Origin of the sequence: Massilia aurea (assembly GCF_024753205.1) — a bacterium.
Classification (GTDB): Bacteria; Pseudomonadota; Gammaproteobacteria; order Burkholderiales; family Burkholderiaceae_D; genus Telluria; species Telluria aurea.
Map to the genome: position 1 here is coordinate 524,740 of NZ_JANUGZ010000004.1, position 23,540 is coordinate 548,279.

The 23,540-nt window shown below is 65.2% G+C and carries 17 protein-coding genes; 13 read left to right on the plus strand and 4 right to left on the minus strand.

Going from position 1 to position 23,540, the window contains the following annotated elements; all coding sequences use genetic code 11:
• Positions 1–175: 175 nt before the first annotated feature.
• Positions 176–580: a RidA family protein gene (locus NX775_RS17380; protein WP_258837123.1), complete on the minus strand. Its 405-nt coding sequence runs from the start codon at positions 578–580 to the stop codon at positions 176–178.
• Positions 581–673: 93 nt separating this feature from the next.
• Complete coding sequence (locus NX775_RS17385) at positions 674–1,567, minus strand: LysR family transcriptional regulator (RefSeq protein WP_258837124.1); 894 nt, start codon at positions 1,565–1,567, stop codon at positions 674–676.
• A gap of 261 nt (positions 1,568–1,828) precedes the next feature.
• Between NX775_RS17385 and NX775_RS17390 the strand changes: the two genes are divergently transcribed.
• From NX775_RS17390 to NX775_RS17400, 3 genes are all read left to right on the plus strand, one after another.
• The gene (locus tag NX775_RS17390; protein ID WP_258837125.1) at positions 1,829–3,445 is read left to right on the plus strand and encodes a CehA/McbA family metallohydrolase; all 1,617 of its coding nucleotides are present in this window, start codon (positions 1,829–1,831) and stop codon (positions 3,443–3,445) included.
• A 103-nt stretch (positions 3,446–3,548) separates the two neighbouring features.
• Entirely contained in the window at positions 3,549–5,405 is a 1,857-nt protein-coding gene (locus tag NX775_RS17395) for a M1 family metallopeptidase (RefSeq protein ID WP_258837126.1), read from the plus strand.
• Positions 5,402–7,033, plus strand: a complete 1,632-nt coding sequence (locus NX775_RS17400; RefSeq protein WP_258837127.1) for a serine hydrolase — start codon at positions 5,402–5,404, stop codon at positions 7,031–7,033. Before NX775_RS17395 ends, NX775_RS17400 begins: the two co-directional genes overlap by 4 nt.
• Positions 7,034–7,155: 122 nt before the next feature.
• On the opposite strand, the gene NX775_RS17405 is transcribed toward NX775_RS17400, so the two are convergent.
• Positions 7,156–8,736, minus strand: coding sequence for a S1C family serine protease (locus NX775_RS17405; RefSeq protein WP_258837128.1), 1,581 nt, complete (start codon positions 8,734–8,736; stop codon positions 7,156–7,158).
• Between the two features lie 106 nt (positions 8,737–8,842).
• Entirely contained in the window at positions 8,843–9,628 is a 786-nt protein-coding gene (locus tag NX775_RS17410) for a class I SAM-dependent methyltransferase (protein WP_258837129.1), read from the minus strand.
• Positions 9,629–9,980: 352 nt separating this feature from the next.
• Here NX775_RS17410 and NX775_RS17415 point away from each other — a divergent pair, with 352 nt between their 5' ends.
• The 10 genes from NX775_RS17415 to NX775_RS17460 all read left to right on the plus strand — a co-directional run bounded on the left by NX775_RS17415 (position 9,981) and on the right by NX775_RS17460 (position 23,247).
• Entirely contained in the window at positions 9,981–11,615 is a 1,635-nt protein-coding gene (locus NX775_RS17415; RefSeq protein ID WP_183554370.1) for a TldD/PmbA family protein, read from the plus strand.
• 12 nt (positions 11,616–11,627) lie between these two features.
• Positions 11,628–12,962 carry a TldD/PmbA family protein gene (locus NX775_RS17420; RefSeq protein WP_258837130.1) on the plus strand — a complete coding sequence of 445 codons (1,335 nt, stop codon included), beginning with the start codon at positions 11,628–11,630 and terminating at the stop codon, positions 12,960–12,962.
• Positions 12,963–13,125: 163 nt separating this feature from the next.
• Positions 13,126–14,763 carry a TldD/PmbA family protein gene (locus tag NX775_RS17425; RefSeq protein ID WP_258837131.1) on the plus strand — a complete coding sequence of 546 codons (1,638 nt, stop codon included), beginning with the start codon at positions 13,126–13,128 and terminating at the stop codon, positions 14,761–14,763.
• Positions 14,764–14,773: 10 nt separating this feature from the next.
• On the plus strand, positions 14,774–16,111 hold the full coding sequence (locus tag NX775_RS17430) for a TldD/PmbA family protein (RefSeq protein ID WP_258837132.1): 1,338 nt from the start codon (positions 14,774–14,776) through the stop codon (positions 16,109–16,111).
• A 15-nt stretch (positions 16,112–16,126) separates the two neighbouring features.
• Positions 16,127–16,750: a DUF4159 domain-containing protein gene (locus tag NX775_RS17435; protein WP_183554362.1), complete on the plus strand. Its 624-nt coding sequence runs from the start codon at positions 16,127–16,129 to the stop codon at positions 16,748–16,750.
• A 3-nt stretch (positions 16,751–16,753) separates the two neighbouring features.
• Entirely contained in the window at positions 16,754–17,758 is a 1,005-nt protein-coding gene (locus tag NX775_RS17440; protein WP_258837133.1) for an AAA family ATPase, read from the plus strand.
• A gap of 14 nt (positions 17,759–17,772) precedes the next feature.
• Positions 17,773–18,657 carry a DUF58 domain-containing protein gene (locus NX775_RS17445; RefSeq protein ID WP_258837134.1) on the plus strand — a complete coding sequence of 295 codons (885 nt, stop codon included), beginning with the start codon at positions 17,773–17,775 and terminating at the stop codon, positions 18,655–18,657.
• Positions 18,658–18,663: 6 nt separating this feature from the next.
• Positions 18,664–19,647 carry a BatA domain-containing protein gene (locus NX775_RS17450; RefSeq protein WP_258837135.1) on the plus strand — a complete coding sequence of 328 codons (984 nt, stop codon included), beginning with the start codon at positions 18,664–18,666 and terminating at the stop codon, positions 19,645–19,647.
• Positions 19,631–21,715 (plus strand): DUF4175 domain-containing protein, encoded by a 2,085-nt coding sequence (locus NX775_RS17455; protein WP_258837136.1) that lies wholly within the window; start codon positions 19,631–19,633, stop codon positions 21,713–21,715. The genes NX775_RS17450 and NX775_RS17455 overlap by 17 nt, the downstream gene beginning before the upstream one ends.
• Complete coding sequence (locus NX775_RS17460; protein WP_258837137.1) at positions 21,712–23,247, plus strand: hypothetical protein; 1,536 nt, start codon at positions 21,712–21,714, stop codon at positions 23,245–23,247. Before NX775_RS17455 ends, NX775_RS17460 begins: the two co-directional genes overlap by 4 nt.
• The last annotated feature ends 293 nt before the right edge of the window (positions 23,248–23,540 follow it).

The following is a 23,540-nucleotide window of genomic DNA, read 5'->3' on the forward strand; positions in this document are numbered from 1 at the left end:
ACAGCCCGCCGCCTGTTCTTGATACGCTGCGCCATAGGCACATCCAGCGCGCGGGCGATGTCATCAACGCGCGCGCTCGAGCCTGTGTACAGGTTATAAGTGGAGTCAGGTTTCCCGGCAATGATTACCGGATTTTACTCGGCTGTTTAGCCAGTTTACTAAACAAACTGGCGGGTTAGCGCCGAACGATCTTCGCGACGGCCTCGATTTCAACCAGCGTATCTGGTGACGCGAGCGAAGCGACACCGATGCCGGTCAAGGCAGGGCGCGGTAAGCCCAGGTGCTGCACGAGGATCGGCGCCACGGTGTCGAGGTGCTCGCCGATCTCGCCGCGCACGTAGACGCGCAGTTGCAGGATCTGTTCGACCGACGAGCCGGCCGCGTCCAGCACCGTGATCAGGTTGCGCGCCGCGCCTTCGGTCTGCGCGGCCAGCGTGGTGTGCCTGACCTGGTAGTCCCGGTCCCAGTCGACCTGGCCGGACACGAACACCAGGCCAGTGTCATGGTCGATCGTGGCGTGCGACAGGCCGTGCGGCGCGCCGTCGTACAGGGCAGGTGGATTGATGCGTTCGATGGTCATGGGGCGCTCCTGGGCAGGTGAAGGAATCGGCCAGCATAGACAGGCCCGCCCCGCGCAGCAATCGGGCGCCGCTTGTAGCCGATACAAGCAGTGCTAGGGGCGCGCCGCCAGCCGCACCCTGACGCGCTCCAGCATCCACATCATGAACGGATCGTTCTGCGCAGTCAGGTGAAACGCCGCGACCACGCCATAACCGGGCGGATACTTGGGCAGCGCGATCTCGTGGATGCCGTCGCATGGCAGCAGGCGCGCCGGCATGAAGGCCACCATCGCCGATCCCTTCAGGTACTCAAGGGCCATGAAGAACGACGGCGCCGATGCCACCACGCGCCGCTGCAGACCCTGGCGCGCGAACCAGCCGTCGGCCGACCCCGTGAAACTGGCACCGCCCGGATTGGTGACGATGAAGTCGTGCGTCACCAGGGTGGCCAGCGACATCGTTCCCGCGCCGGCCAGCGCGCGGTCGGCCGTCACGCAGCGGTACTGCTCGAGAAACAGCGGCATCGACACCAGGCCCGGGGCGGCAATGCCCTCGGCCGTGAAGATCACATCGATCTCGCCCTGGTGCAGCTTGCGCGTCAGGGCGCTCACTTCGAGGTCGACCACCGCGACCTTCACCTTCGGCGCCGCGTGGCGCAGGTCGCGCACCAGGTCGGCCACGATCACCTTCTGCGTGTAGTCGGTGCCGGAGATGACCAGCGTGCGCTCGACGTCTTCCGGCCGCACGCTCGATGGCAGCGGAATCGCATGCAGGCCGGCCAGCACCTGGGCGATATGCGGCGCGATCAGCCTGGCGTACGGCGTGGCCGCCATGCCCTGGCCGGTACGCACAAACAGCGGGTCGCCCAGGATGGTGCGGATTTTCTTCAGTTGCAGGCTGACCGCCTGCTGCGACACATCCAGGTGCTCGGCCGCCGCCGAGATGGTGGGAAAGCGCGCGAGCGCGTCGAGCGTACGCAGGTGGGAGATATCGAGTTGGTCGACCATGCCGCAATATAACGAAAAGCGAGGGTCAGGTCTGACATTCGGACACGATCTCGACAGTCAAGTAGTCGGAACTAGCTGGACCCGGGCCATGCAGTCCTGGACAAGACACCATTAGAAGTGGCTAAAGCTGAGGTCGTGTCCGAATGTCAGACCTGACCCCGGCTGTGTAAGCTTGAAACTCATCAATGAACATGATCAGGATGACAACCGTAGCACGCATGGCGCAAGGTGACAGGGCGGGCAAGTTGCAAGCTTGTCATCATGAAAACTGCATATCTGACCATTCTTGCCCTGTCGTTGTGCTGCAGCCAGGCCAGCGCCAGTCCTGCCGAACACCAGGAGTTCGACGCCACGCTGTACACGCCATTCCATGCTGGCGCGCTGGCTTCACGCACGTTCACGCTGACGTTCGCGTATCCCGGCCTGGCGCAGCCGGTCGATGTCGACTGGCGCGTCGACCTGCGCGCGCCGGGCGGGCAGACCGTCCTGCAGTGGCGCGGCCAAGTGACGCTGACCGGTGACGAGATCACGGTGACGGTGCCCTGGTCGGGGCTCCTGGGCAAGCAGCCGGCGCCGGACGGCATCTACCGCGTGCGCCTGCGCGCGCTGGTGCAACGCGCGCCACATGATGCGATCGACCAGGAGTGGGAGATCGCAGTCGGCACGCCGCGCGGGTTGGCCACGCCCGCCTTTGCACCGCTGCCCGGCGCATTCATGCCGGGGGCGGCGCCGGCTCCGGGCGCGCTGCCCTATACCGTCTGGCTGGGCAACCTGCACAGCCAGACCAACCACAGCGACGGCGGCGCCGATGTCGCCAGCTGCCGGAGCGCCCAGCGGCCGCAGTCGGCGCCATACGGGCCGGCCGCTGCCTTTGCCTATGCCCGTGACCGTGGCCTGGACATCCTCGTCGCGTCGGAACATAACCATATGTTCGACGGCTCGCCAGGCAGCGCACCCGATGCCGACCCGGCCGCGGCCCGTGCCCTGTACCGCGCGGGGCTGGCTGCCGCCAGCACGTTCTCGGCGCAGCATCCGGGCTTTCTGGCGCTGTATGGCCTCGAGTGGGGCGTCATCGAGAAGGGCGGCCATATCAATATCTTCAACAGCGACGAGTTGCTGGGTTGGGAGACGAACGCCAATGGAGCGCCGTTCGCCGACACGATCACGCCGCGCAGCGATTACGCGGCGCTGTATGCGCTGATGCGCCAGCGCGGCTGGGTGGGTCAGTTCAACCATCCGGCGCCAACGGGCCAGTTCCAGGTAAGCGGCGTGCCGCTCGCCTATACCGAGGATGGCGGCGCCGCGATGGTGCTGTGCGAAGTGATGAATACCAGCGCGTTCTCGAACAACGTGACCGAGACCGAAACCCGCCGCAGCAATTTCGAAGGCGCCTGCAACCGCCTGCTCGAAGCGGGCTACCGGCTGGCCTTCAGCACCAACCAGGACAACCACTGCGCCAACTGGGGCGCGTCGTACGGCAACCGCACCGGGGTGCTGCTGCCAACGGGCGTCGCGCTGAACCGCGCCAGTCTGGTCGAGGCGCTCAGGGCGCGCCGCGTGTTCGCGACGATGGACAAGGCGTCCCAGCTGGTGTTGACGGCCAACGGCCACGTGATGGGCGAACAGTTCACCAACCGCGGGCCGCTCACCTTGACGGTGAATTTCGCCAGCGCCGCTGGCCGGCAGGTCGCGGCAGTGGCGATCATGGAAGGCGTCCCGGGCCGCAACGGCGAGGTCACGCGCCTGTCGCAGCAGGCAGAAACCACGATCACGCCGGCGCCGGGCGCGCACTTCTATTATGCGAAGGTGACGCAGGACGACGGCAACGTGCTGTGGTCCGCGCCGGTGTGGGTCATGCAGGCGGAATCGGCGTACTGACAGCGGCTCGCCGCGTTTCAGCAGGCGCTTTCGCCGGCCTGACGCCCATGCTATTCTGCTCCCGCCTTCAGCCCGGCCGGGCTGTCATTATTCGCGAGAGACCATGAACAAAAGCACCCTGCTGCGCGCTACCACCGCAGCCTTCCTGGGCGCGTGGAGCGCTTATGCGTTCGCGCTCGATCCCCTCAGCTACGCCAAATACGATCAGGTCAAGACCACGGCCCTGCACCTGGACCTGAAGGCCGACTTCGCGAAGAAAAGCCTGGGCGGCTACGCCGAGCTGACGCTGAACTGGATCGACAAGAAAGCGACGACGCTCGACCTGGACACGCGCGAGCTGACGATCTCGAAGATCGAAGCGCAGGACGCAAAGGGAGCCTGGCGCAAGGCCGACTACACGCTCGGCAAGTTCGATGAAGAGAAGGGCCAGCCCCTGCAGATCAAGCTGCCGGCCCGCCAGACCAAGGTACGCATTCATTACCGCACCGCGCCGACGGCCACCGCACTGCAATGGCTGCAGCCGGTGCAGACCATGTCGGGCAAGTACCCGTTCATGTTCAGCCAGTCGCAGGCGATCAATGCCCGCTCGTGGGTGCCGATCCAGGACACGCCGGCCGTGCGCTTTACCTACACTGCGCGCATCGAGGCGCCGGAAGGCCTGCGGGTGGTGATGAGCGCCGATAACGACATGAAGGCAACCGGCAAGGGCGGCTGGAAATTCACGATGCCGCAGCCGATTCCATCGTACCTGCTGGCGATCGGCATCGGCGAGCTCGAAGCACGCACGCTGGGCGGGCGCACCGGCGTGTACGCCGAGCCGCAGCGCATCAAGGCGGCCGAGTACGAACTGGCCGATACCGAGAAGATGGTCGCCGCGGCCGAGAAGCTGTACGGCCCGTATCGCTGGGGGCGTTACGACATGCTGGTGCTGCCGCCATCGTTCCCGATCGGCGGCATGGAAAATCCGCGCCTGACCTTTTTGACCCCGACCATGATCGCGGGCGACCGCAGCCTGGTCGACCTGGTGGCGCACGAACTGGCGCACAGCTGGTCGGGCAACCTGGTGACCAACGCGACCTGGAAGCACTGGTGGCTCAACGAAGGTTTCACGACCTACGTCACCACCCGCATTCTGGAAGAAATCTACGGCAAGGAAGTCGCGCTGATGAACCTGCAGCTCGAGCAGGAAGAAGCGCTCGAGATGCTCAAGGAGCTGCCGCCAGCGAAGCAGGCACTGGTCTCGCGCCAGGCTGACACCAACGCTGCCGATTACCCGGACACCTCGCTGGCCTACCCGAAGGGCGCCTGGTTCCTGCACACGCTCGAGCAGCGCGCCGGCCGCGCCGCGTTCGATCAATTCCTGCGCGGCTGGTTCGACCAGCACGCGTTCCAGAGCGTGACCAACGAGCAGTTCATCGCCTACCTGCGCGCGCAGCTGCTGGCGAAGAACCCCAGGATCATGAGCGACGCGGAACTCGACGAATGGATCCATGGCCCGGGCATCCCGGCCAGCGGGCAGCGCGCCGTGTCGCAGCGCCTGGCCAAGCTCAATGCCGCGATCGACGGCTGGACGAAGGGCACGGTATCGACCGCGCAGTTGAACGCCAAGGACTGGAATGCCGTCGAGTGGATGAAGTTTTTGAACGATATCGACAAGAAGGCCGACGCTGCCAAACTGGCAGAACTCGACCGCGCCTATGGCCTGGCCAAGTCGACTAACAACGAAGTGGCGTTTCGCTTTTACCGCGCGGCGGTGCATGCCGGCTACCGCGACGTGCGCCCGGACATGGAAGCATTCCTGATGAGCGTGGGCCGCCAGAAGTTCGTGGTGCCGCTGTACGCCGCGCTGCGCGAAAAGGCCGAGGACCGCACCTGGGCCGAGGGCGTCTACAAGAAGGCGCGCGAGCGTTACCACCCCGAGACGCAATCGAGCGTCGACAAAGCGATGGGCAAGCCATGATGACGCGTTCTTCCAGCGGACTGTTGAAACACATCGCCGGCGCGGTGCTGGTCGCGTTCTGCGGCGCCGGCCTGGCCGTCGCGCAGACGGTGGCAGCGCCAACCACCACGGCCGCAGTCCCCGCCTACAACCTGGATGCCGATGTCCAGCGCGTGTTGAAAACCTTCGACGTGCCGGGCATCGCCATCGCGGTGGTCAAGGACGGCAAGGTCGTCGTCACGCAGGGCTTCGGCGTGCGCAAGCTGGGCGACCCGACACCGGTCGATGGCAAGACGCTGTTCGAGATCGCGTCGAACTCCAAGGCCTTTACTGCCGCCGGCCTGGCGATGCTGGTCGACCAGGGCAAGTTGAACTGGGACGACCCGGTCATCAAGCACCTGCCCGACTTTCGCATGTACGACAGCTACGTAACGGCCGAGATGACCGTGCGCGACCTGCTCACGCACCGCAGCGGCTTGGGTCTGGGCGCCGGTGACCTGATGTGGTGGCCGACGACCACCTTCACCAGCGACGAAATCATCCACAACCTTCGCTACATCAAGCCGGCAACGAGCTTTCGCAGCAGCTACGCCTACGACAACCTGCTCTATATCGTGGCCGGCAAGATCATCGCGCAAAAGTCCGGCAAGGACTGGGGCACGACGATGCGCGAATGGATCCTCGATCCGGTCGGCATGAATGCAACCACCACCAGCCTGGCCGCGCACACGGCCGGCATGAACGTGTCGGCGCCGCACAGCAAGATCAATGGCAAGGCGGCGGTCGTCAAGCCGATGCCGGTGGCGAACGCCGTCGGCGCGGTGGGCATCAACACCAATGCCGAAGACATCGCGCGCTGGATGAACGTGCTGCTCGATAACGGCCGCCTGCCGGCGGGGGCGGGCGGCAAGGAAGCACGCCTGTGGTCCGACAAGCAGGCGCGCGAAATGTGGACGGCGCAAACGCCGATGACGGTCAGCCAGCCCAAGCCGTCGCTGGCGGCGACGAGGCCCAACTTCATGGCCTATGGCCTGGGCTTCCAGCTGCGCGACTATCAGGGCAAGCTGGTGGCGATGCACGGCGGCGCGCTGCAGGGCTTTTATTCGCGCGTGCTGCTGGTGCCGGAAGCAAAGCTCGGCATCGCGATCTTCACCAACGCCGAAAGCGGACCGTCGCTCAATGCGCTGCAATACCGCCTGCTCGACGGCTATCTGGGCGTCGCGCCGACCGACTGGATCGGTCGCATCGCTGACATCGCAAATGAGGCCAGTGCGAAGGAAGCGGCCCGCGTGAAGGGTGAAAGCACGGGCCGCGCAAAAGCGTCGAAACCGTCGCTGGCGCTGGCCGGCTACGAGGGCGAGTACGAAGACGCCTGGTACGGCAAGGCGACGATCAAACGCGCCGGCAGCAAGCTGGTGATGTCGTTCGCGCGCACGCCGGATCTGACGGGCGAGATGGAGCACTTCCAGCACGACACCTTCATCGTGCGCTGGAAGGAGCGCAACTTCAACGCGGATGCGTATGCGACGTTCTCGCTGGAGCCGGATGGTTCGATCGAGCGGCTGCGCATGAAGCCCGTGTCGACCGAGACGGACTTCAGCTATGACTTCCAGGATTTGATGTTCGTGCCTGTGAAGAAGGCGAAGTGAATTCTTTTGGGTGGCTGCGCTGCTGACTTGGGTTCCCGCCTGCGCGGGAACGACGTGCTACGCTACCTCTGCCACGTCATTCCCGCGAAGGCGGGAATCCCAGTCCTGCGCCCGCCACCGACCTATTTCTTCTGCCACACCTTCATCATGTCGTCCGAGCCTTGCGACCGGACCCCGTTGTCCGACAGGATTTCCTCGGTCGCATTCAGCGTTGCCTGCCGCGGCAGGATCATCGTCTCGCCATAGCGCTGGTCGAACTTCAGCACCACCTGCTCGTCCTTCAGGTCGCGCAGCAGTGCCACCAGATGCGCCAGGCTGCGTACCGGCTTGCCATTGACCGATTCCACGACCGAGCCGAAGCGGTTGCTATAGCCGCTTACCAGCTTGTGCGGGAAGAACGGCGCGCTGATCACGACCAGCTCTTCGCGCTCGGGCGTGGGTGAATCGCCGCGCTGCGTCACGAGCGGACTGGCGTTGAATGCATACGCATTCATCCCCGGCGCGCTGCCGCTGACAAAGGCCATGAATTCGCTGGTGGCGCGCGAGAACGCCACCGGGCCGTAGATGAAGTACGACGGATAGCCGCCGTCCAGGTCCGGGATCAGCAGCGGACGCGCGCCGGTGGCCGGCACCTCGACCTTCATCGGCTTGCCGCCCCGGATGATCGACATCGGCACCTTGCCGTTCTTCGCCACCTGCTGGATGCGGTACTGGAAGCGCACGCGCAGGCTCGAACCCAGCTTGACCATCGCCTGGTTGTCGATCGCATGCTCGCCGATGTGCGTGATGACGTCCCACTCCTTCAGCGGCCAGGCGGCGTCGGTGCGGTACGGCCGGTGCACCACCGCGCCCTCGACCGATTTATCGAGCTTCAAGTACTGGCGCAGCGCCGGGCTTTCGAGCGTCTGCACGCTGTCATGCAGCAGCGGCTTGCCGTCGTAGGTGCCGTCGGCCACGTCGCGCAGGAACAGTTCGATTTCTTCGTTGGGGATCACGTAGCCGATGCTCTGCGCATTGGTCACGTTGGCGAACGCCAGGCCGATCATGCGCTCGCCGGCGATCACCGGCCCGCCGCTGTTGCCCGGGTTGATCGGGGCGTCGATCTGGATGCGCAGGCCCGAGCTGAACGCACCGTAGTTGACGAATTCCACGCGCGAGATGATGCCGGTGGTGGTCGAGAGCGAATTGCCGCCGACCGGGTACCCGTAGGCGAATACCTGCTGGCGCACGTCCGGCAGCACGGCGGCGCGTGGCACCGGCGGGCGCTTGTCAAAGAACGAGGGATCGTCGAGCTCCAGCACCGCCAGATCGAGCCCGCGCGCCAGCGCGATGACCTTCGCCGACACCTTGTCGCCCGACTGGCTGGCCTGCACCTCGACCTGGCTGGCGTAACCCACCACGTGGGCGTTGGTCAGGATGCGCTTGCCCTCGATGATGACGCCGGAGCCCGTGATGGCCGCAGGGGCCGACTTGGTCCAGGGCTTGTACGGGTCGGGCCGGCGCACGGTCGCAAAAATCTTGACGACCGAGTTTTCAACGGCAGGCAGGGCGGGGGCGGGCGTGGTGGTGCGCGTTGCGGCAGGGACGGCGGGGGTGGGAACGGCAGTGGCGGAGGCCGGCTGGGCGTCTAGCGGTACTGATTCCTGAGCATGGAGCGCGCCGGAGACGGCCAGCGCGAGAACGGCGAATCGCAAAGTCTTCATGGTTTCCTTCGGTTGCGCGGGAGGGCTATCAACCGGAAGAATATACACGTGCGCCGCAAAAGAAAATACGGGGAAGGCCTCGGCCTTCCCAGGTCATGCAGGCTGCTTACTTCTTGACGAACTTGAGCGTCATGCGATCGCTCTCGCCGATCTCCATGTACTTCTCGCGGTCCTTGTCCTTGTTGGCCAGTACCGGCGGCAGCGTCCAGACGCCTTTTTCATGATCCGCCTTGTCTTTCGGATTGGCGTTCACTTCGGATTTGGCGGCCAGCTTGAAGCCGGCCAGATCGGCCATGCGGATCACGTACGCTTCGTGCATGTAGCCGCTCGATGCCTTGGCATCCTGCGTCATCTTGATTGGCAGGCGGTGCTCGACCACGCCCAGCACGCCGTTTGGTTTGAGGACCTTGTGGACTTCTTTGAGCGTCGTGACCACGGCTTCGTCGCCCGCGCCCAGCCAGTTGTGCAGGTTGCGGAAGGTGACGACCATGTCGGCGCTGTTCGGCGCGCCCAGCTCGAAGCGCGTCGGCGGCTCGAACACCACCGGCATCACCTTGTCATACACCTTGGCGTCGGCGGCGAGCTTCTCGCGATAGGCCTTGCCGCCGCGCGATTCCGGCGCACCGGCAGCGCCAATCAGCTTGCCGTTCTCGCGCAGGTAGGGCGCCAGGATCTCGGTGTACCAGCCGCCGCCCGGCGAGAGTTCGATGACCGTCATGGTCGGCTTGATGCCGAAGAAGGTCAGGGTTTCGTAAGGGTGGCGGAACGCGTCGCGCGCCTTGTTGGCGGCGGCGCGGTGCTCGCCGGCGATGGCGGATTTCAGGGCGTCGTCCGCGTGCGCGGCGCCGGCGATGCCGGTTGCCAGCATTGCGGCCAGGATCAGTCGTTTCATCGTGCGAGGTCTCCGTGATGGTTGACGACGGGCGGTGCGCCGTCGTCGCTGCGCTGATGATCCGGGAGGCGCGGCGCACAGTCAAGCGTTCGTCACATATGCATAGGCGCAGGGCGTTTTCGCCAGTAATGGCGGCCTGCAAGGTGCGCGAGCTTCTACGCAAAGTACGTACATATTTGTGCATTGAGGTGGCACAACAATTGCCTATTCAAAAGCTTAACTTACTGCTATGGTTGAGCGGTTTGTCACGTTTTCATCTGTCATAAAACCAAAGCATAAGAGCTGTAATTACAAGAGCGGCCCGAGCTGTTCGCGGAACCGCTGCCCGGACGAAGGTTATTCAGGAGATCTCATGGAACGCCGTACCTTTCTTAATCTCAGCAGCGGGGCAGCCGCCTCGATGCTGCTGCCTTTCGGTCGCGCCATCGCTGCCGAAGAGCTCACCAGCAGCATGCCAGTGGCCGCCAAGAAGGCGCTGGCCGATGTCGCGCTCAACGCCGCCACCAAGGCCGGCGCCAGCTACGCCGACGTGCGCATCGGTCGCTACCTCAACCAGTTCATCACCACGCGCGAGCTGAACGTCGAAAACGTGGCCAACACCGAGTCGGCCGGCGTGGGCGTGCGCGTGATCGTGAATGGCGCGTACGGCTTTGCCGCGACGTCCGACATGTCGACCGATGGCATCGCCAACGCGGCGCGCCAGGCCGTGGCAATCGCCAAGGCGAACGCCAAGCTGCAGACCGAACCGGTGCGTCTCGCACCAGTCAAGGGCGTGGGCGACGTTTCGTGGAGCACCCCGATCAAGAAAGACTGGCGCACCGTGCCGATCGCCGAGAAGACCGACATGCTGATCGCCGCGAACAAGGCCGGCATGGAAGGCGGCGCGAACTTCATGCAGTCGATGCTGTTCCAGGTGAACCAGCAAAAGTATTTTGCCTCGACCGACGGCTCGTACATCGATCAGGACGTGCATCGCCTGTGGGCGCCGTTCTCGGCCACCGCGGTCGACAAGGCCAGCGGCAAGTTCCGCTCGCGCGCGGGCCTCAGCTCCCCGGTGGGCAAGGGGTACGAGTACTTCGACGCGCGGCCCGAGCACAAGATCAAGGCCGCCGGCGGCATCGCCACGCTGTACACCGAATCGTATGACATCATCGAAGACGCCCGCGCCGCAGGCCGCGACGCCAAGCGCAAGCTGACCGCCAAGTCGGTCCAGCCGGGCAAGTACGACCTGATGCTGGCGCCCGAGCACCTGTGGCTGACCATCCACGAAAACGTCGGCCACCCGACCGAACTCGATCGCGTGCTGGGCTTCGAAGCCAACTACGCCGGCACCAGCTTCGCCACGCTCGAGAAGCTGCAATCGAAGACCTTCAAGTACGGCTCCCCGATCGTCAACATCTTCGCCGACAAGACCACGCCAGGTTCGCTGGGCGCCATCGGTTTCGACGACGAGGGCGTGAAGTCCAAGCGCTGGGACATCATCAAGGACGGCATCCTGGTCAACTTCCAGGCCACGCGCGACCAGGCCCACATCATCGGCGAAAAAGAATCGCATGGCTGCTCGTATGCGGATGGCTGGAACACAGTCCAGTTCCAGCGCATGCCGAACGTCTCGCTCGCACCGGGCAAGACCAAGCTCACGCCCGACGAAATGGTCAAGGGCATCAAGAAGGGTATCTACATCGTCGGCGACGGTTCGTTCTCGATCGACCAGCAGCGCTACAACTCGCAGTTTGGCGGCCAGCTGTTCTACGAAATCAAGGACGGCAAGATCGGCCAGATGCTGGAAGACGTGGCGTACCAGTCGAACACCCAGGAATTCTGGGGCGCCTGCAGCGCCATCTGCGATGAACGCGACTGGCGCATGGGCGGCTCGTTCTTCGACGGCAAAGGACAGCCGCCGCAGATCAGTATCGTCTCGCATGGTTCGTCGACCACGCGCTTTAACGGCATCAATGTGATCAACACCGCTCGCAAGATCGGCTAAGCAGGGGCGCACATGAGTATCTTGACCCAGGAACAAACCAAACGCATCACCGACCGCGTGCTCTCGCTGAGCAAAGCCGATGAATGCATTGTCAACATCGAGGGCAACCGGATCGGCAATATCCGCTTCGCGCGCAACGCTGTCTCGACTGCCGGCCTGGCCGACGACACCCGCATCCAGGTGCAGGTCGCCTTCGGTAAAAAGCAGGGCACCGCCACCATCAACGAATTCGACGACAAGTCGATCGAGCGCGCGGTGCGCCGCGCCGAGGACCTGGCGCGCCTGGCGCCGGACAACCCGGAATTCATCCCGGCCATCGCCAAGACCGCGTACAAGCCATCGGATACGTTCGTGCAGAAGACCGCCGACATCGATCCGGAATACCGCGCGCAGGCTGCGGCCTATGCGATCGAAGGCTGCCGCAAGCGCGGCCTGGTGTCGGCCGGCTTCTTCACCGACCGCACCAGCTTCCAGACCATCGCCAACTCGAATGGCCTGTTCGGCCACCAGAACGCAAGCTCGCTCGACTTCACGCTGACCGTGCGCACCGAAGACGGCCGCGGTTCGGGCTGGGTCAAGCGCTCGGCGCGCGACGCCGCAAAATTCGATCCGCGCGAAGCGGCCGAAATCGCGATCGAGAAAGCACTGCGCTCGGTCGACGCCAAGGCACTGGAACCGGGCCGCTACACGGTCATCATGGAACCGGCCGCCACGTCCGATCTGCTCAGCTTCATGCTGGGTGGCTTCGATGCGCGCCGCGCCGACGAGGGCCGCAGCTTCCTGTCGAAAGCCGGCGGCAAGAACCGCCTGGGCGACAAGCTGTTCGACCAGCAGGTCAATATCTGGTCCGACCCGTGGGACAAGGATGTCGCGGTGCTGCCGTGGGACGACAACATGCTGCCGCGCGAGCGCGTGGAGCTGGTCAAGGACGGCAAGATCAATGCGCTGGACTACTCGCGCTTCTGGGCGCAGCAAAAGAACCAGCGCGCAGTGGGCGCGGCCGGCAACATCATCATGGCCGGCACCAACAAGACCACCGAAGAACTGATCGCCAATACCAAAAAGGGTGTGCTGGTCACGCGCACCTGGTATATCCGCATGGTCGATCCGCAATCGGTGCTGCTCACGGGCCTGACGCGCGACGGCACGTTCTACGTTGAAAATGGCAAGATCAAGCACCCGATCAAGAACTTCCGTTTCAACGAAAGCCCGGTGTCGATGCTGAACAATATCGAGGAAATCGGCAAGCCGGTGGTCATCGGCGCCGATGAAGCACGCTACTCGATGCTGATCCCGTCGATGAAGATCCGCGACTTCAACTTCACGTCGCTGTCGGACGCGGTGTAAGTATCAGTAGCCTGGAGCCAGGCCCGCACCTTCCGCACGTCATCCCCGCGAAGGCGGGGATCCAAGTCCGCAGAGCAGTCGCAATGCATGCAAGCTTGGGTTCCCGCCTCCGCGGGAACGACGTGCAGGCGCTCACGCGAGCGCAAACGTAAACGGATAACTCATGGAACGTCGACAATTCCTGCATATCGGCGCCGGCACCGCTGGCGCCATCTTCATTCCGGTCTTTGGCAACGCGATCGCGGCCGAAGACCTGCTCAACCCGATGGCGGCAAGCGCCAAGAAAGCCCTGGCCGACACCGCGATGAACGCGGCGACGCAAGCCGGCGCGTCGTACTGCGACGTGCGCATCGGGCGCTACCTGAACCAGTTCGTCATCACGCGTGACCTGAACGTCGAGAGCATCAACAACACCGAATCGAGCGGCGTCGGCGTGCGCGTGATCGCCGGCGGCGCCTACGGCTTCGCCTCGACCAACGACATGACGACCGACGGCGTTGCCGGCGCCGCGCGCCAGGCCGTGGCGATTGCCAAGGCCAACGCCAAACTGCAGACCGAGCCGGTGCGCCTGGCGCCCGTCAAGGGCGTCGGTGAAGTGGCATGGGCCACGCCGCTCAAGAAGGACTGGCGCACGATTCCGGTCAAGGAAAAGGCCGACATGCTGATCGCCGCCAACAAGGCGGGCCTGGATGCGGGCGCGAACTTCATGACCGCGTCGCTCTTCCAGATCAACCAGCAAAAGTATTTTGCCTCGACCGACGGCTCGTACATCGACCAGGACATCCACCGCCTGTGGGCGCCGATCAATGCCACCGCCGTCGACAAGAAGAGCGGCAAGTTCCGCTCGCGCGGCGGGCTGGGCGCCCCGGCGTCGATGGGCTATGAATACTTCGACGCGCGCGCCGAGAACAAGGTGCGCGCCGCCGGCGGCGTCACGAGCCTGTACAAGAACGCCTACGACATCATTGAAGACGCCCGCATGGCCGGCAAGCAGGCACGCGAAAAGCTGTCGGCCAAGTCGGTCGAACCGGGCAAGTACGACCTGGTTCTGAGCCCCGAACACCTGTTCCTGACGATCCACGAAAACGTCGGCCACCCAACGGAACTGGACCGCGTGCTCGGTTACGAAGCCAACTACGCGGGCACCAGCTTCGCGGGCCTCGACAAGTGGCAGACGAAGGCGTTCAAATACGGCGCCGAGCGCGTCAATTTTGTGGCGGACCGCACCACGCCAGGCTCGCTGGGCCTGATCGGCTACGACGATGAAGGCGTCGCGGCCAAGAAGTGGGACATCATCCGCAACGGCGTCCTGGTGAACTACCAGGCCACGCGCGACCAGGCCCACATCATCGGCGAGAAGGAATCGCACGGCTGCTCGTACGCCGACAGCTGGAGCACGGTGCAATTCCAGCGCATGCCGAACGTGTCGCTCGAGCCGGGCAAGAGCCGGCTCACCCCGGATGAGATGGTGGCCGACGTCAAGAAGGGCATCTATATCCTGGGCCGCGGTTCGTACTCGATCGACCAGCAGCGCTACAACTTCCAGTTCGGCGGCACGCTGTATTACGAGATCAAGAATGGCAAGATCACGAACCCGCTGGAAGACGTGGCCTACCAGGCCAACACGCAGGAATTCTGGAATGCCTGTACGGCGATCTGCGACGAGCGCGATTGGCGCATGGGCGGGTCCTTCTTCGATGGCAAGGGCCAGCCAAGCCAGGTGAGCGCCGTGTCGCACGGGTCGAGCACCACGCGCTTCAACGGCATCAATGTCATCAACACCGCACGCAAGATCGGCTGAGGAAATCAAGATGAAAGCGCTCAATCAGGACCAAGCAAAACGCATCACCGACCGCGTGCTCGCCATGTCGAAAGCCGACGAGTGCACCGTGTCGATCGAAGGCAGCCGTGTGGGCAACGTGCGCTTTGCGCGCAACAGCGTCTCGACCGCCGGCCTGACCGAAGACATGCAGCTCGTCGTGCGCGTGGCCTTCGGCAAACGCAGCGGCACCGCGACCGTCAACGAATTCGACGACAAGTCGCTGGAAAAAGCCGTCCGCCGCGCCGAAGAACTGGCGCGCCTGTCGCCGGAAAACCCGGAGTTCATGCCGGCGATCTCCAGGCAGGCCTACCGCGCCAGCAGCACCTTCGTGCCGGCCACCGCGGCGATCGACCCGGACTTCCGCGCTTCGGTCGCGGCCACCAGCATCGAGATGGCGCGCGCCAAGAAACTCGTCACGGCGGGCTTCTTCACCGACAGCACGCGCTTTTCGACGATCGCCAATTCGAACGGCGTGTTCGGCCACCAGGATTTCACCGACCTGTCGTTCAGCCTCACCGCGCGCACCGAAGACGGCCGCGGGTCGGGCTGGGTCACCCGCGCCGCCGTCGATGCGGCGCGCTTCGATGCGCGTGAAGCATCCGAGGTCGCCATCGAAAAGGCGCTGCGTTCGGTCGACGCCCGCGCGCTGGAACCGGGCCGCTACACGGTGATCCTGGAGCCGGCGGCGACATCGGAAATCCTGGGCAATATGTTCAGCGCGTTCTCGGCCCGTTCGGCCGATGAAGGCCGCAGCTTCCTGGCCAAAAAGGGCGGGGGCAACCGCCTGGGCGACAAGCTGTTCGACAGCCAGGTCAATGTCTGGGCCGACCCATGGGACAAGGACGTACCGGTTGCGCCATGGGATAACGAATCGCTGCTGCCGCGCGAGCGCACCCAGTTGATCAAGGATGGCCGCATCGCCTCGCTGGACTATTCGCGCTACTGGGCGCAAAAGACGGGCAAGCGCGCCACCGCGGAACACGGCAACATGATCATGGCGGGCGGCACCAAGTCGCTGGAAGAGCTGATCGAGGGGACCAAGAAGGGCATCGTCGTCACGCGCACCTGGTATATCCGCATGGTCGATCCACAGTCGCTGCTGCTCACCGGCCTGACCCGCGACGGCACGTTCTACGTCGAAAACGGCAAGATCAAGTACCCGCTCAAGAACTTCCGCTTCAACGAGAGCCCGGTCACGATCCTGAATAACATCGATGAACTGGGCAAGCCGCAGATCATCGGTGGCGACGAGGTGCCGTTCCAGATGGTGCTGCCGCCGATGAAGGTGCGCGACTTCAACTTCACGTCGCTGTCGGACGCGGTCTGACGGTCGGGCGCAACCATGGCCAGTTTTGACTTCTACTTCACGCGCCTGATGTACGAATCGGGCAACTGGGACGTGGATGTCCGCATGCCGAGCAACGTGCTGAACTCGCTGGTGGAGTACACCACGCTGCGGGTCGATACGACGGAACGCATGGTGGCCTTGTCCGACCCGAAGATGCTGCAGGCCCCGTTCTGCTACCTGGCCGGCCACAAGCTGGTGCAGTTCACCCCTGCGGAGCGGCGCAACTTCGAACAGTACGTGCGTGGCGGCGGTTTTGTTTTTGTGGACGACTGCAACCACGACATCGACGGCCTGTTTGCCAAGTCGTTCGAGGCCGAGATGGCGAAGATCTTCGGCTTGAACGCGCTGAAGAAAATCCCGAACAAGCACCCGCTGTACTCGTGCTTCTTCAAGTTCGAGGACGGCCCCCCCACGACCGGCATGGAGCTCAATGGCTGGGGAGACGATCTGGTGCACGAGTACCTGAAGGCGATCGAGATTGGCGGGCGCGTGCGCGTGCTGTACTCGAACAAGGACTATGGCTGCGAATGGGACTACGACTTTCGCAACAAGCGATTTCTGGCGGTGGACAACACCCGCTTTGCAGTGAACATCATTCAATATGCGTTGGGAGCATGACCAGTGGCTGACAGTAATTCGATAGCGTGGGACGAACAGGAAATCGCTGCACTGACGGCGAAAGTGGGCGAGCTCAAAGCCAGCATGGCGCGCGTGATCATCGGCCAGGAAGACGTCGTCAACCTGCTCGTCACGTGCCTGCTGGCCGGTGGCCACGCGCTGGTCGAAGGCGTGCCGGGGCTGGGCAAGACGCTGCTCGTGAAATCCCTGGCGCAGGCCACCGACATGCAGTTCAGGCGCGTGCAGTTCACGCCCGACCTGATGCCGTCGGATATCGTCGGCACCGAGATCCTCGAGGAAGACCAGGCCACGCGCCAGCGCGCATTCCGCTTCCAGCCTGGCCCGGTGTTCACGCAAGTGCTACTGGCCGACGAGATCAACCGCGCGCCCCCAAAAACGCAGTCGGCGCTGCTCGAGGCGATGCAGGAGCGGTCGGTCACCTTCGCCGGCCAGACGCATAAGCTGCCACGGCCCTTCTTTGTTTTGGCGACGCAGAACCCGATCGAGCAGGCTGGTACGTATCCGCTGCCGGAAGCGCAGCTGGACCGCTTCCTGCTGCGCATCGATGTCGTGTACCCGACCGAAGACGAAGAAGTGCTGATGGTCTCGCGCACGACGCATGCCGGCTTGCAGGACGCCGAGCCGGTGATGGATGTCGCCACGCTGCTGCGCCTGCAGCAGCTGGTGCGCGACATCGAGATTGGTGACCATCTGGTGCGCTATGCCACGCGCCTGGTACGCGCCACGCGCCCGAGCGAGACCACGGTCGATGCGGTGAAAAAGCACATCGGCTGGGGCGCCGGGCCGCGCGCCGGTCAGGCGCTGGTGCTGGCGTCGAAAGCACGCGCGCTGATGCAGGGTCGGCTGGCCGTGACGCGAGACGACATCGGCGCGATGCTGCTGCCAGTGCTGGCGCACCGCGTGCTGCGCAACTTCGAGGCCGAAGCCGATGGCATCGCCATTGCAGACGTGTTGCAGGCGCTGCAGCGCGAGATCAAGGTAGCGTAATTGGCGATCGCAAAATGTCGTCCGTGAACCCGGCGCTGATCGCGCACACGACCAGGCTCGATCTCGTGATCCGTCACGTGCTGGCCGGACTCGGGCACGGCATCCACGCGGGGCGCGAGCGCGGGGCCGGTGTCGAGTTTTCCGAGTACCGCTCGTACGTGCCGGGTGACGAGTGGCGCCGCGTCGACTGGAAGCTGGCCGCGCGTGCCGACCGTTATTTTGTGCGTGAGGCAGAGCGCGACAGCCACGTGGCCGTCTGGCTGATCCTCGACGCCAGTGCGTCGATGGCCGAACCGAGCCGCAGCATTGAGGGCATCGATAAACTGACCTGTGCACGCACGCTGCTGGCCTGCGTCGCCGCCATCGCGCAGCGCCAGGGCGATGCGTTCGGCCTGGTGATCCTGAGCGACGGCAAGGTGACGTTCACGCCCGCCAATCGCGGCCCGCGCCATCTGCAGCGCGTGCTGGCGCAGTTGCAGCGCGCCACGCCTGCCGGCCAGTTGCCGGACGCCGCAACGCTCAAGGCCAGCCTGCACTTTGCCCTCTCGCCCAGCGCGATCTATGCGGCGAGCGACTTGCTCGACTGGCCGTCGCCGCTGTCGCTGGCCTTGACCCGGCTGCGCCAGATGCGCCACGACGTGCGCGTGCTGTGCCTGCAGACGCAGGCCGAGATCGACGCCAGCTTCCCGGACACGCAGGCGTACCGTGACCCCGAGCATGAAGAAGGGGTGTTCCGTTTTGGCGCCGACCTGAAGGAAGGCTACCGCCGCAACCGCATGGAACACTTCGATCGGGTGACGGCCCAGTGCCGCAGGAATGACATGCCGTTGACGCTGGCCGCCATCGAACAGGCGCCGGGCGACGTGCTGCGGCGCTGGCTGCGCCGGCCATCGAGGTAATCGCCCATGAATGCACTCTGGTGGTTTGCGCTTCCCGTATTGCTGCTGCCGGTCTGGTGGCACCGGCGCAAGCGCGTGCAGAACCAGGCCGCGCTCATGGCCACCGCACGCTTCCTGCCGCGCACCGAGCCGAAACAGACGCGCGTGTGGCGCTGGAGCGATCCGCTGCTGCTGTTGGTCCGAATGTTATTGCTGGCCTGCCTGATTGCGTGGCTGGCCGATCCCGTCTATCCGTGGCGTGGCGACACGGTGGTCGTAACCGCCGGCGCCGATCCGGTCTGGGTCGAGCGCGAAGCGGCGCAGGTTGGCCTGACGAAGGCCGAGCGCGTGACGCTGCCGGCGGCGCAGGCATTGAGCTGGCTGCACACGCATGAACGCGAATGGACTGGCGACGCGCGCCTGCTGGTGCTGGGTGACGTGCCGATGCCGGCCACGAAGCCGGTGTTTGGCCGCGAGGTGACCGTGCGCACGCAGCCGACTGCGCCAGCCAACGTCGAGCGGCATGTAGTTATCTCCAGCGAGCGCCCGCAAGCCTGGCGCCGCCTGTTCGCGGCGCAGGATGGTGTCGAGAAGATCGTCGTGGATGAGGCGCCGGGCGCAAGGACGGACCTGATCATCTGGGACCGCGCCGAGGCGCCGCCTGCCACGCTGCGCGCGGCGCTGTGGTGGGTGACCAACCCGGCGGCGTTCCCCGAGCTGGCGAAGGCACGCACGCTGAACGGTTTGCAGTACGCCGACAGCGTGCGTGGCCGCCTGTGGCATCACCCCGCATGGCCGCCACAGGATGTCGACGCCGCACGTGCGCTGCTCGACACCTGGCAGCAGCTGCACATCGGGCCGCGCCCCTACACCTTGCCGTCGCAAACGTTCGCCGCCTCGAAAGGCGCCAACGCACCGGCGCCGAGCGGCGCATTGCGCGACATCCTGCTGGCCATCCTGGTTGGCTTGTTCGTCCTTGAAAGGAGTCTCGCGCATGCACGGAGGCGTTGAGATCACCAAACGCGTATGGCGCGCAGCCCAGCTGCGCCGCATGCCGCTCTGGATCGGCGGGGCCTTGCCCTGGCTGGTCATTCCGTCGGGTCCTGGGTTGCTGGCCTGGGCCGGCTGGTGCGCGCTGGACTGGGTCAAGCTGCGCCGCCGCGTGGCGTATGAATGGCCGGCGTGGCTCGATGGCGCCGTGCCCGAGATGGAAGACAGCGCGGCCTTGCTCGACGCCGCCGACACGCCGATCGCGCGCCTGCAGCAGCAGCGCCTGTTTGCGCGGCTCGATGCGGCCGTCTCGCGCCAGCAACTGCGCCAGATCGCGCGCCAGCATGTTTCGAGCGGTCTGCCGATCCTGCTGGTGAGCGCGGTGCTGGCGGGGATGGTGTGGTACGCGACCACGCGGCCGGCGCAAGATGGCACGGTCACGCCGCCCAGCCCCGTCAGCAGTGCGACCGCCGCCACGCTGGCCGGCCTGACGCTCAAGCTCGCGCCGCCGGCCTACACGGGCGTGGCGGCATCTGAATCGGCGCCGCGCGACCTGCAGGTGCCGGAGCAGACCGTCGTGACGTGGTGCCTGACCGGTGGCACGGGCGGCAACAATAAAATCGAGCTGGGTAACGGTGAAACACTCGAACCCGGTGAACAGTGCGCGCGCTGGACGGCGACCGAATCGGTCGTCTGGCGCTGGCGCGGCGCGCGCCACACGCTGCGCGTGATTCCCGATGCGCCGCCCGAGATCACGATCAGTGCGCCGACCCAGATGATCCAGGACCTGCGCGACAACGCGACGGGCACCACGATGACGGTCCAGGTGAAGGACGACTACCGGATCACCCGCGCGACGCTGCACATGACGCTCGCGCAGGGCAGCGGCGAGAACGTGCGTTTTACGGATCGCGAGATGCCGTTGCCGGCGTCGAGCAATCCGAAGCTGCGCAACTGGTCCAAGACGTGGGCGCTGAGCGAGCTGGCGATGGAGCCGGGCGACGAGCTGTATTTTTTCGTCCGCGCGACCGACAACGCGGGCCGCGCGCAGACCGTGCAATCGCCCACCTACACGGTGCGGCGCCCGGCGCCGGAGCAGGAAGCCGAAGAAAGTGCGGCGATGCCGTCGCTGGTGAAGCCGGCATCGCTGCGCAGCCAGCGTCAGATCATCATCGACACCGAACAGCTGATCGCCGACATGCGCAGCACGAAGCTCGCCGCTGCCGACGTGCGTGACCGCAGCGAGCGGATCGGCGACGACCAGGCGCAGCTGCGCCGCCGTTATGGCCAGTTCCTGGGTGAAGAGTCGACGCTGTTCGGCGAAGAAGCGGCCAAGGCGCCGCGCGCTGCCGAGAAGCCTGACGAAGAAGAAGGTCACGAGGGCCACGACCACGCGCCCGGTGGCCATGACCACGATCATGGCGAGCCAAATCAGCGCAAGGGCGGCATCGTCAACGAGACGCAGCAGATCCTGGCAACCTACGGCCACGCGCACGACGAAGCCGAGAATGCGACGATGTACGACGAAGGCACCAAGAAGGTGCTGCGGCGCGTGCTGGTCGCGATGTGGGACGCCGAAAAATCGCTGCGCGCGGTCACGCCGAAAAGCGCACTGGCCCCCGAGCACAAGGCCCTGGAAGCGATCAAGGAATTGCAGCAGGCCGAGCGCATCTACCTGCACAAGACCGCCTTCACGCCGCCACCGATCAAGGAAGAAAAGCGCATGACCGGCGAGATGGACGGCGCCGCGAGCTACCGCCGCACGCAGGCAGAGCAGGCGGCGGCGCTGCCGGAAGAACTGCGCACGCTGGTGCAGGCGCTGTCGGGTGAGGCCGCGCTGCCGGCGCTGTGGATGCGCACCGCGAACGACTGGGTGCGCACGCGCCTGGTCGAGGACGAGCAGCGCCTGGCGGCGCAGCGTGCGATCCAGGACGTGGCCGACGGCTGCATCGCCTGCCGCCCGGTGCTGCGCGCCTGGTTGCGTTCCGGCGCGGGGCAGGGGCAAGTACTGTTGCAGGCGAAGACCAGTGTCGATACGGCGTTCGCGCGCCGCTGGCGCGAGTCGGCTGATGGAGCGACCAAGCCATGAACCAGCAGTGGCTCATCGCCGCCATCGTAGTCGCAGGCATCGTCAGCGCCGGCCTGTATCTGCGCCGCCGCCAGTGGCTCGATGCGCTGCTGGTCGTTGTCGCCGCCGCGAGCCTGGGCCTGTTCGCGCTGGACTTGCGCATGCCGGGCGAGGGCGGCCGCACGCTGGCCATCGATCCGGCTGCGCCACCAGCGTCGCTGGAGGGAATCAGCAGCCTGACGCTGAAAGGCGACGGCCTGCGCGCCGCCGAATGGAACGATTTGCCGGCGCGGCCGTTGGCTTGGGAGGCGCCACGCGGCAGCGCGCTGCGGCTGGAGTTCCCCAGTCAGGTGGCACTGGGCCGCCAGTTCACGCTGACCATCAAGCGCGAAGACAAGATCGACGCGCGGCTGCAGCTGCTGGCCGAGAATGGCCAGCCGCTCGCAGAAGTGCGCGGCACCGGTGACCTGCGCGTCGACTGGATGCCGCCGGTGGCCGAACGCGTCGTGCTCAAGGCGCGGCTGCTCGACGCCAAAGACAAGGTGATTGCAGAGGGACCGGTCCCGTTCACCGTGCACGCGCCGACGCCGCTACAGGTCGTCGGCCGCTTCGGCGCGCCATCGTTCGACCTGCGCGTGCTGAACGACATGCTGACCAGCAGTGGCGCGCTGCTCGACTGGCAAGTCACGCTGGGCCGCGCAATCACGCGCACAGAGGCGCCGCGCACCGAGATGGCCTCGCCCAACCTGATGGTGATCGACGCCGCACGCTTCGAGCGGATGGCGTCCGGCGAACGCACCGCGCTGCTGGACCGCGTGGCCAAGGGCATGCCGCTGCTGGTCCTGGGCGGCAACGCGAACGATCCAGGCGTCTGGTCACGCACGCTGCAACTGCCGCTGCGCGCACAGCCACTGGGCGCAAAGATTGATGCGCCACTGGAGATGCCGGTGGCCTCGCTGCTGCCCGCATCGCGCGACGCCGGTCCATGGCGCGGCACTGACAATATGGTCTGGACCCGCGACTGGCAACAGGGCCGCATCGCCTGGCTTGGCGTCACCGAATGGCATCGCCACGCGATCGCCGAGCCACGAGCACTGGCACTGTGGTGGCAGGGCGTGCTGGACCGCGTGGGTGTCGAAGAACGGCACAAGACCGAATGGCTGGCACCAGGCGACATGCCGCTGGCAGGCCAGCGCCTGGAACTCTGCGCGCGCGGCGTCAGTGGCCAGCTGACGCTCCCCGATCTGAAGCAGTCGCTGGGCTGGCAGCGTCGCGCAGACCGCGCCGATGCATCATGCGCAGCGCTGTGGCCGCAAAAGGCAGGATGGTTGCAACTACAGGACCTGAACGCCGGCCCGCATGCAATCTACGTGTACGCGAAGAACGACTGGCCCGAATGGCAGGCAGCCGAGCGGCGCGCCGCAACAGCACGCTACGCGGCCCGTTCGCAGATCCAGCCGGTGAACGGACCAACACGCCCCGCACCATCCTGGCCATTCGCCCTCGTGTTTGCAGCGGCCATGCTGCTGCTGTGGTGGCGCGAGCGACGCTGAAAAAAAGCCGGGGTCAGGTCTGACATTCGGACACGGCCCCAGCCGTAGCGATGCGTCTTCAGAACGGCTATGCAACAACCGTGCCGAAATCGATCGTGAAAAAAGCCGGGGTCACGTGAAAAAAGCCGGGGTCAGGTCTGACATTCGGACACGGCCCCAACCTTAGTGATGGGTCTTCAGACGACTGTGCAATTACCGTGCCGAAATCGATCATAAAGGCGAACGTCGCTTTACTTTTTCGAGCGCGAATTGAGCGACTAGTGAAGAGGTCGTATCCGAATGTCAGACCTGAC